This window comes from Kluyvera sp. EC_51 (assembly GCF_019584505.1).
GTDB classification, from domain to species: Bacteria; Pseudomonadota; Gammaproteobacteria; order Enterobacterales; family Enterobacteriaceae; genus Kluyvera; species Kluyvera sichuanensis.
This window is the reverse complement of sequence record NZ_VDAG01000072.1, coordinates 1-4,088: the sequence shown is the minus strand read 5'-3', so window position 1 is coordinate 4,088 and position 4,088 is coordinate 1. Positions and strand designations below refer to the sequence as shown.

Annotated in this window: 5 protein-coding genes; 3 read left to right on the top strand and 2 right to left on the bottom strand. The window is 42.3% G+C overall.

The genetic code is table 11. From position 1 onward, the window contains the following. The coding region (locus FHC49_RS13135; RefSeq protein ID WP_220439981.1) for a hypothetical protein at positions 1-796 on the bottom strand (796 nt) is incomplete at its 3' end. A 449-nt stretch (positions 797-1,245) separates the two neighbouring features. Between FHC49_RS13135 and FHC49_RS13130 the strand changes: the two genes are divergently transcribed. The 3 genes from FHC49_RS13130 (at position 1,246) to FHC49_RS13120 (ending at position 3,870) form a co-directional block, all read left to right on the top strand. Further along, on the top strand, positions 1,246-1,452 hold the full coding sequence (locus tag FHC49_RS13130) for an AlpA family transcriptional regulator (RefSeq protein WP_001547758.1): 207 nt from the start codon (positions 1,246-1,248) through the stop codon (positions 1,450-1,452). A gap of 404 nt (positions 1,453-1,856) precedes the next feature. Then, positions 1,857-2,468 (top strand): inovirus Gp2 family protein, encoded by a 612-nt coding sequence (locus FHC49_RS13125; protein WP_008325050.1) that lies wholly within the window; start codon positions 1,857-1,859, stop codon positions 2,466-2,468. 313 nt (positions 2,469-2,781) lie between these two features. Further along, positions 2,782-3,870, top strand: coding sequence for a hypothetical protein (locus FHC49_RS13120; protein WP_032170233.1), 1,089 nt, complete (start codon positions 2,782-2,784; stop codon positions 3,868-3,870). Between the two features lie 140 nt (positions 3,871-4,010). On the opposite strand, the gene FHC49_RS24740 is transcribed toward FHC49_RS13120, so the two are convergent. Next, a partial coding sequence (locus tag FHC49_RS24740; protein ID WP_370631740.1) for a hypothetical protein occupies positions 4,011-4,088 on the bottom strand: 78 nt, incomplete at its 5' end.

The window sequence follows — 4,088 nt, the reverse complement described above, 5'->3', positions numbered from 1 at the left end:
TTGCAGTGTTATATGGTTTTAAATAAAAGGGGATCATATTTTTATTTCTCAGATACTCCCAGCAATAGATAGCTTGCTTTTCATCTTTTTTATCTAGCCAGTCATAATCAGTAAGGAATGTATTATATTGCTCTAGCCATTTATCATGCAACTTACGAAAATAGGAAATTTTCTGACTTAAACTTACAGGAGCTAAATCAATAAACCTCATCAAAGTACAAATGCGTTCTTGTTCGGATGTTGTATTCGGGCTGTAGTTGTCGGGATCTGCGCCAGATGTTAAATAAAATCTACGCGAGTATTTTTCAGGTGTATCTCTATTTTTTTCTTTATTGCTAGGGGAGATTCCCATCTGCATTTCGGCTTGTACTTCATCAAGTGAGAAATTTTTAATTTCATCAATATTTTCAAATTCAAAAAGGGATGCAGGAGTTGAGTTCGGGTTGTAAATATTATCTTGTGCAAAGATATTCACGCTCGAGGAGGTTTCAGGACTGATTCTGTTGTTATATATATACATTAAGGCAAACCACGATCCTCTATCAGAACCTTTGAAACAATCGAACTTCTCTTTGTCAATGATTTTGTAATGGAAATGTTTTTTCAAGTAAGTACGCGCACTTTGTATTGCTTCATTATTGAATAGGAATTTAGTGTTCAATATATGATTAATGAGTTTTTGAAATTCCTCAGGCGTGTCGAAATTACTCGCCTGCTTAATGTAATCTTCGTTGTAATACAGACTCAGAACGTAAAGGGAAAAGAACTCCTCTCTCACTTCGTCATACCTAAGCATGTACCCTCCAGTGTGATATCACATCTGTCCGATGCTTTCAAAAGTATAAATGAACCATGATGATTTGGCATCTGCAAGGTGACTGTTGACTGGTTTTTTGCTGATTTTTTAATGATAAAGTAGTGATTACTAACTGATTAGTAAGTGATTAATGGCTGGTTGCCTCCTGTGATTTTTCTGCCTCTGGTAAATTGGGGGAGAGTACTGATCAACTCACCACTCTGAATAATTTTCATGATTGCACTCTACAAAGTTTCGACATCCGTCAAATTGTAACGGTCAGAGAACAGCGTTACACGAGGTTTTCCGTATCTATGCATTCTTAGTTGGGTAGCTCAACTGCTCCTTCCAGATCTTTTTTTACGTCACACCCCATTCATGTGGAGGAGAAGGCGTGAACAATTAGTTATCGCCTGCTCCGGTGCTCTTCTCGCAATGGGACACTCAGCATGAAAACTAAACCTGCACTACTGGAAGATGAGTTCATCGATATGAAGTTTATCACACGCCTTACTGGCCTGAGTGATAAATGGTTCTATAAGTTGATACAGGAAGGGGTATTTCCGAAACCCATTAAGATGGGTAGAGCTTCTCGCTGGTTAAAAAGCGACCTGGAGGAGTGGTTGCAGGCTAAAATTAATGATTCCAGAAATTAAATATTTTGGACTGTGTTTATCAAATTCCATGCCTTTTTTGCTGCTTAATTTTAAATGACACTCTGATCATGCACCGTGATTGAAATAAGTTATAGCCACCCCTTAATCATTTTTTTCAGACGACATTAACTTCGGAGTAAATAATTTAACACAATGAAATATCAAACCGCATCTGGCCTGAATGTTGAGTATTAATACGTGACGGATTGTTAATATATATCAGTACATAAACCCCAATATTCCAGTAATACACACCTACGCAATACACACCAAGCAATTTAGTCAGCATCACCCAACTAACATCCAACACAAATTCAATAAGCCAGATTTGATACCACCTAATTACCTCAACCATCGCGGGTAAGGTTCCGTCCTGCCCGATATTCAGATCACAGGAATCTATTATGCTTAATGATATTTATCTTGACCAACGTCATGCCCCATTCAATACAACGTATTTGCAACGGATGCTGGGTGTAATTGATAACGCTATAGCACAACACCCAAGGACAATGGCTGTCCGTGTCGATCTACGTCTGCCTGATGACAACTGTAATAGGAATAGTGGTCTGATATCCCGTTTCATTGAATCGCTTAATGCAAAAATCGATGCTCGGTACCGAAATAAAATAAAGAATGGCATCAGGAGCTACCCATGCCAGTTGCGTTACGCCTGGGTTCGGGAAGTGGGAGAAATAAACGAGAAGTCCCATTACCACATGGTACTTTTCGTGAACAAAGACACATTCAATGGACTTGGGAGCTATGGAGAAGGGGGAACGGGATTAGCCAGCCTGATACGTGAAGCCTGGCTGAGCGCTTTGCAACTAGGCCCTTACCCCGAATACCGAACGTTGGTCCACATCCCAGATAATCCCCTGTATTATCTGGATGCCAACGCCACAGACTATCGTGCGGTTTACGATAAGCTCACTTTCCGTCTGAGCTACTTTGCGAAGGAGCGCACCAAGTCATACAGCCGAGATGAACGCTCGTTTGGCTGCAGTCAGTCCTGATCTGAATCCTGCCGCCCCTGCCAAGATATTTTTACGCCAGCCCCTTAGTCTGGTTCTTGCGCCTTTTTCAGAGTCTTAAAGGCTTCAGACGATTGCTTGCTGGCGTCATCCATATCTGAAAGTCAAAGCAGAGCATGCTATATGATTGATTGTCATTGATGATTAAATTGCTGGGATAGAGCAAGAGCCTGCAGCCACTGTGAAAAAACGATAAGACGGACAGCCTTGGATTTCGCGACAGCAGTACCATGGAATGGTAAACTGTAATTATCAGAAATGGTGATGTTATCATAAGCCTGAAGCAAGGACTTGTATGTCTACATCTTATCAACACAAAATTGACACACTTTTAGCAAGGTACAGCTTTAATTTCGCAAAGAGTCAGATAAATGAAGTGATGTCGCTGAAGTCCCGTTCAAAAGAGGTGTTCAAGCAGGACATCCTCTCTGCAGTCTCAGGAAATCAGAAGCTGCAGGAAAAAATTAATACACTGGGACTGCTGGCCCTTCAGCTTGATACCCGCCAAGTTGAAGTCTTCTTCATCCGCGATGAGATGATAAAGCAGAATTTAACCTCATTCTTGAACACATTTCGGATCTCACCAGAGAAGGTTATTAGCGATGCGTTCCCGTTTCCGGTTGAAGACGTTGGGCTGCTGAGTCTCTTAAAAAGAGGCAAGCTTTACCCCGCACTTTCTGATGAAGTTGACATTAGTAACGAACGCTTTCGCCGCCTGGTAGCCTGCACAGTTGTTGATAGAGACATTGAGGAACCAGTTCCTGTAGATCATTTGTCTAATGAAGGCAGAAAACTTCAGAGTGCAGACACGGTCTACATGATGAAACGGACTGTTAGAACGCAGCTTTTCCACGTGATCTACTGGCAACCGGAAACGTCCAAGCTGATCTTATCTGTGGACAGAAATTCGCTGTCTATTATGGCTAGTCAGGATCAACTTTTCATGCTGAGGACGTTTCTTATGCAACATGGAATAGACTGCGGACAGGCCACGAATGTATTCAGTGCTATCGAACCGCTATACAACGCGCCGGATGGATTTATTACCAAATTGGGGCACGTAACTACCAATGGTAACCCAGTGCGTATTCCCCTAAAGAGTAAAGAGGAATGCCTGAAGAAAGATCACTATCATCGGGCCGGAGAAAGCGGCGGGTTTGTTCACGCAAAATTTATGGTAGCGAAAAAGTGGAAGTTTAAAGTCGACGCATCCATCAGTACCGTTGATGTTGAGGTCGGCCTGATGGGACAGCCTAAAATGCTGGATACAGCCCAGCCTCTATCCGACTTCACTGTGAGTGATGTAAAAAGACTTGAAGATTTCTGCTTCGCAATAGATAAAGTATTATCTCATATTCCTCAACCACAGCCAAAAGCCAGCTGAAACATGAATAATGTTGCCCAGGTCAAGAAATTGTTGAGCGAACTGGCGAAGTCGGATACGTCGTCACTGTATGCGGTCTGTCACCAGATTGCAGTTTATATCGGTAAGCGTGCAGCGAGAACCGTATTGACGGGGATGTGTTATTCAGTTGGCAGTGCTACGCGCCAGGGGAGTAGTTCGCTGACCCGGTTTATCGGCCAGTCCGCTATGACGTTAAG

Bases quoted from the DNA above. Each gene is read 5' to 3' on its own strand.
- FHC49_RS13130 (WP_001547758.1), top strand. From the start codon at position 1,246: ATGAAAACTAAACCTGCACTACTGGAAGATGAGTTCATCGATATGAAG.
- FHC49_RS13125 (WP_008325050.1), top strand. From the start codon at position 1,857: ATGCTTAATGATATTTATCTTGACCAACGTCATGCCCCATTCAATACA.
- FHC49_RS13120 (WP_032170233.1), top strand. From the start codon at position 2,782: ATGTCTACATCTTATCAACACAAAATTGACACACTTTTAGCAAGGTAC.